The following is a 5,026-nucleotide window of genomic DNA, read 5'->3' on the forward strand; positions in this document are numbered from 1 at the left end:
GAAATAAAACATTATTATCTTGAATCAAAAGAATTTTTACATGAATTAACTATAAAAACCTATGAAGAATCGATTTTAGATACAAAAGTTTATGACAAATGGTTTGAAACATATATACCAAAAGTTTGGTAATTAACTATAGTTACCATTTTATCAGGATTTAGGTGATTAAATAGTTTAGTTTGGAAGTAAGTATATTTTTAAAATTTTATTTACAAATGGTAACTACAAGAATAATTGAATATTTACCCACTCTAAAGCTTCTTAAAAATTACTATGAATATTACTTCAGGTTATTTTAAACCATTTACTAAAAAATCAATCAGATTTTGATGAATAACACCATCTTGTGATAAATCAAATTTATCTGTTGAAATCACGTATTTTGGATAATTATCCTTAACTTTTAATAATGGTCGAAATTCCCGATCAAATATTTCTTCAGAAGCCAAAGAATAAGTTACCTGAATGTAAACTTTTTGTTTATGCTTTTTAGCTATGAAATCTATTTCAAAATCACCTATTTTACCAATAGTCACATCATAACATTTTCTTAAAAGTTCAACGTATACAATGTTTTCAATTGTTCTTGAGATGTTTTTTAAATTTCTGCCATTGAACACTTGGTTGAATCCATGGTCAGTAACATAATACTTTTCATGAATCTTTAAAATCTCTTTTCCTCCGATATTTTCTCTTTGAGCTTTTTTTAATAAAAGAGAATTAGTAAAATAATCTATATAATTGTAAATTGTTTTTGGAGCAATTTTAACATTTTCTTCCTCTTTTAAATAATCAGAGATGCTTTTAGCTGAAAATGTTTTACCTATATTGTCCATTAAAAAAATGATTAAACGTTCCAATAAATTTACATCCCTTATTTGGTATCTTGATATTAAATCATTGTATAATATTGAATTGAACAAATCATGCAAATATTTGAGTTTATCTTCATTATTTAAACTGAATACCTGTGGAAATCCACCATATTCAACATATTCATTGAATAATTCATCAGATGAGGATTGTTGTTTGTAATCAAGGAATTCCTTATATGAAAACGGATACATTTTTATTTCAAAATATCTGCCAGTCAAGTGAGTTGCCAGTTCACCAGACAATAATTTTGAATTTGAACCTGTTATGTAAATATCACAGTCCCAGTCTACTCTGCAAGCATTAATTGATTTTTCCCACCCATCAACATTCTGTATTTCATCGAAAAATAAATAGACCCTACCTTCAATATTTTCTACCAGATGTTCTATTAATAAATCAAGTTCACGGGCATTGCCAACATTTCGATATTTTGCTGATTCAAAATTAATTAAAATTATATTATTTTCATCAATTCCACGATTAATTAGCTCTTTCTTAATTAATCCCAACATATACGACTTACCACATCTTCTAATTCCAGTTATTACTTTAATTAATTCATTATCAATTAATGGAACAATTCGATTTAAATACAAATCCCTTTTTACCATAATATTATTTATTGAAAAATTAAATATATAAGTTTAACTTTTATAAAAATTAAAAAAATTTTAGTTATAAGTTAAATTTTTTAGAATTAGGGAAATTATTCACTTTCAATTTTAGGCAATTAATTTAACAGATTTTTTTGAATACTCAATGAAAAATTTTGTCTTATTGAATGTTTCATGCAATGTTTTCATCAAAAATGCTCCACTTTATTTATAAATTCTTAAAAAATTATTTTAAAAAAAAACATGTGAAAATAACCCTATATTAAATAAATAGGGCTATTAATCACATTGAATATTTTGTCATACATTTTTCTTTTATTTGAAAAATCTTTTTTGTGAAAAAAGAATTATTACAAATAAAAAAGGCATATGTCCCACCCGCCTGCCCAAAAATAATGAAATATATTCATTATAACCTATTTTAAACCTATGACATAATTATTTGAAAATACACATTGTTTCGTCCTTATTCATGTTATGATAAAATTCAGCACTATCCTCATCAAAATCAATGACCTGAATCATAGAATATATGTCCTCACTTAAACCAGGATTTATATCTTTAAGGATATTCTGATAGTCAAATATCATGTCCCGATTGAATTCAATTTTTTTCTCGTTTTCGAATAATGCACCATAATATATTTCTGCTTCTACCAGATCCTGAAACATGTGGCTTCCAAAAGATAATTCCGGCATATAACCGACTTCACTATATGATTCCTCAAGAATTGCAGAGAAATGGCTAATATCTGCAAACACCACAGGAATACCCAATTCAGGAGATGATGTACCGATTCTTCCAGGAACTATTAACATGGCAGTCCTATCATTATTTCTGCAATAAGCATTTACCTCGCTAATTACATGAGATATTGAACTTTTTTGAGCATATGGATATTCATAATACTTATGCGGATCAACATAACATATTGTATCTATTTTATTCTTTCTTGACATTCCCATAGAAGATTCCTTAATATGGAAGAAGACATTTTTATCTTCAGGCATTTCAATATCCTCATTATTTGTTGAAACCTGAAGAGGACGACATTGCAATAAGTTTATATTAAAAGAATTATCTTCTCCAAAATTAACAGTATATTCAATGTCAACAGGATAGTCGTAAGCAGTTTCCAATGTATTCAGAATTTCTTTCATCTCCTCAATAAACTCATGATTTTTTACAATTCCTTCACAATTGACAAATACTATCTCACGACGTTGTCCCCGTTCACGAAACATCCTCTCTGCATCACGGTCGTGTTCTATTAAAACTTTTTTAGCATGTTTTGGAATAATGTCCAAACCTTCAGCAATAGAAATATCATGCAGACTAATATTTTTCAAATCAATTACATCCAGATAATGTTGAGAATATCTATGTTTTTCCTTTATATCCTTCATCATAGTCAGTTCAGGTTTATCAAGATTGATAATTCTTGGATAATCCTTTTTTGTCCTGTCAACAGCTTTTGTTCCAAGACCCATTACAAGTCTTAGCATGCCTTTGCTGTTGTCCATATCCGGAAGAGGTGAATACGGACTGTATGAAAATCCTACTCCCGCAGCGGTCGGGAAGAAATAATCTCCATAATAAGATCCGGAAACTCTTTGAACTAAAAGAGCCATCTGTTCATCAGCATCATCCAAACCGTTTAATTTCCTATATTCTAATGCGGAAACATTCATTGTACTTGAATATACTACTTTCACCGCTTCTTCAAAAGCAGCCAAACGTTCTTCAAGAGTTCCCCTATTTACACAGAAGACTGATTCATATTTTCCGGCGAATGCATTACCGTATCCGTCTTCAAGAAAACTACTGGACCTGACAATAATAGGATTTTGTCCGAAATAATCCAAAATGCGTATGAATTCCTTTTTAATCTGATCTGAAAAAGTACCTTTTTTAAGAGCTTCCTCCAACTCCTTACCATATTTATAATAACCTTCTTCGGTTCTTTGATTTACCCGAATATCCCACAAGTCATTTGAAACAATGTAGGTGTAAAATAAATCTGAACCAATATAAAATGAATCATCAGGTTCAAAATTAGCATATAATTCAGGACGGTCTTTTTCAATTATTTTTCTTGCAAGCAGCATTCCGCAGGTTTTACCCCCTACCAAACCACTGCCTACACGGCGATCATAAATTGTGATATAATCTTCAAATGTAAAGTATTCCCTGATTTTGGAAAGCATTTTCTCATCTTTCGTCATCATCAGCTCACAGATTTTATCGCACTCATCATCGATATTTTTGCCTTCTCCATATTCCCTTCTAAGCTGAAGCATATATCTTTCCCAACTGTCCAAAGTCTGTTCATTTTGATATTTGTCCGAATTGATGGTCTTGTAATATTTACTGACTTCCTGACCATCCTGCAGAACTTTAACAAAACCTGTTATCGGATTGAATTTATGTCCTAAAAACATGGTCTGGGAATATCTGTTCCATACTTTTAATGGAGTTACATAAACTTCTTCCGGAGAATTTGAGTATACATTCAAGAACAACTGTGTTGTTTCACGAATTTTAGCAATAGCTTCATATGAATGCCTTCCACGAAGAATTGGGAAGAATGCTACTGTATCCAATTGGAATAAAAATGGACAGGTAACTTTAAAGAAATTGCCCATCATCAAATCTGTTGACCAAACGGCCTGAAGGTCGCTTAAACAGTCGAAAACATAGAATGCATCTAAACCCTCTTTTTCAATAATTCTGTGAACTTCCAATGTGAATGTTTCAAATTGTTTATATGGGTCTACCTTATATATTTTAATCCCATCACGTTCTATCATGGAAAATTCCGTATCGGGATTATTCTGTTCTATATCAAGCAATCTGAAATCCTCATCAGTCATCTCTATTAAAGGAGGATGATTGGCAAATCGAATGTATATCAAGTTCCTATTATCCTCTTTTGCCTGCTTTACATAAGGATTGACAAAGTAAGAAAATTCATTTAAATTTGTAACATTCCATACTACATTGTCACCTAAACGAATATTGTCTAATGCTTTATCAAGCCCCGGAATTCCAGATTTAACTCTATCGAATGCAGCCATAATACTATCTCCTAATTGATTTTTAATTTCTCACCATCGGTACTCCGGTTAATTGTGAAGCTTCCATAGTTAATGCAACAAGATCTTGACGTTCGAGATTTTCTATATCCGTATTTCCCGCTTGTTGAGTTAAAGAGGTAACTTCCTGAGTCATTGCCTCAATATAATTTGCAACTTGCTGACCTTTTCTTATAGGGTCCAGTCTTCTTCTAAGTACTCTATCCTGTGTTGCAATTCCTTTCGGACAGATTCCTTCAGAACAGGATTGGCAAACTTTACATCCTACTGAAATCAGAGCAGATGTTGCTATATATACTGCATCTGCACCTAAAGCTATTGCTTTTGCCACATCAGCTCCAGATCTTATTCCTCCTGCAGCCACAAGACTTACCTCACTTCTTAAATTGATGTCTTTAAGAGCATCATCGGCTTTCACTATTGCCTCTATTGTAGGA

3 protein-coding genes are annotated in these 5,026 nt (G+C 31.1%); all 3 read right to left on the reverse strand.

Annotated features, from left to right (window positions below; all coding sequences use genetic code 11):
* Positions 1–293: 293 nt before the first annotated feature.
* Positions 294–1,490: an ATP-binding protein gene (locus tag ACKI44_RS05355; RefSeq protein WP_407422285.1), complete on the reverse strand. Its 1,197-nt coding sequence runs from the start codon at positions 1,488–1,490 to the stop codon at positions 294–296.
* Between the two features lie 441 nt (positions 1,491–1,931).
* Positions 1,932–4,571 carry a PEP/pyruvate-binding domain-containing protein gene (locus ACKI44_RS05360; RefSeq protein ID WP_407422287.1) on the reverse strand — a complete coding sequence of 880 codons (2,640 nt, stop codon included), beginning with the start codon at positions 4,569–4,571 and terminating at the stop codon, positions 1,932–1,934.
* A 22-nt stretch (positions 4,572–4,593) separates the two neighbouring features.
* The coding region (locus ACKI44_RS05365; RefSeq protein ID WP_407422289.1) for a glutamate synthase-related protein at positions 4,594–5,026 on the reverse strand (433 nt) is incomplete at its 5' end.

Source organism: Methanobrevibacter sp., assembly GCF_045646205.1.
GTDB lineage: Archaea > Methanobacteriota > Methanobacteria > Methanobacteriales > Methanobacteriaceae > Methanocatella.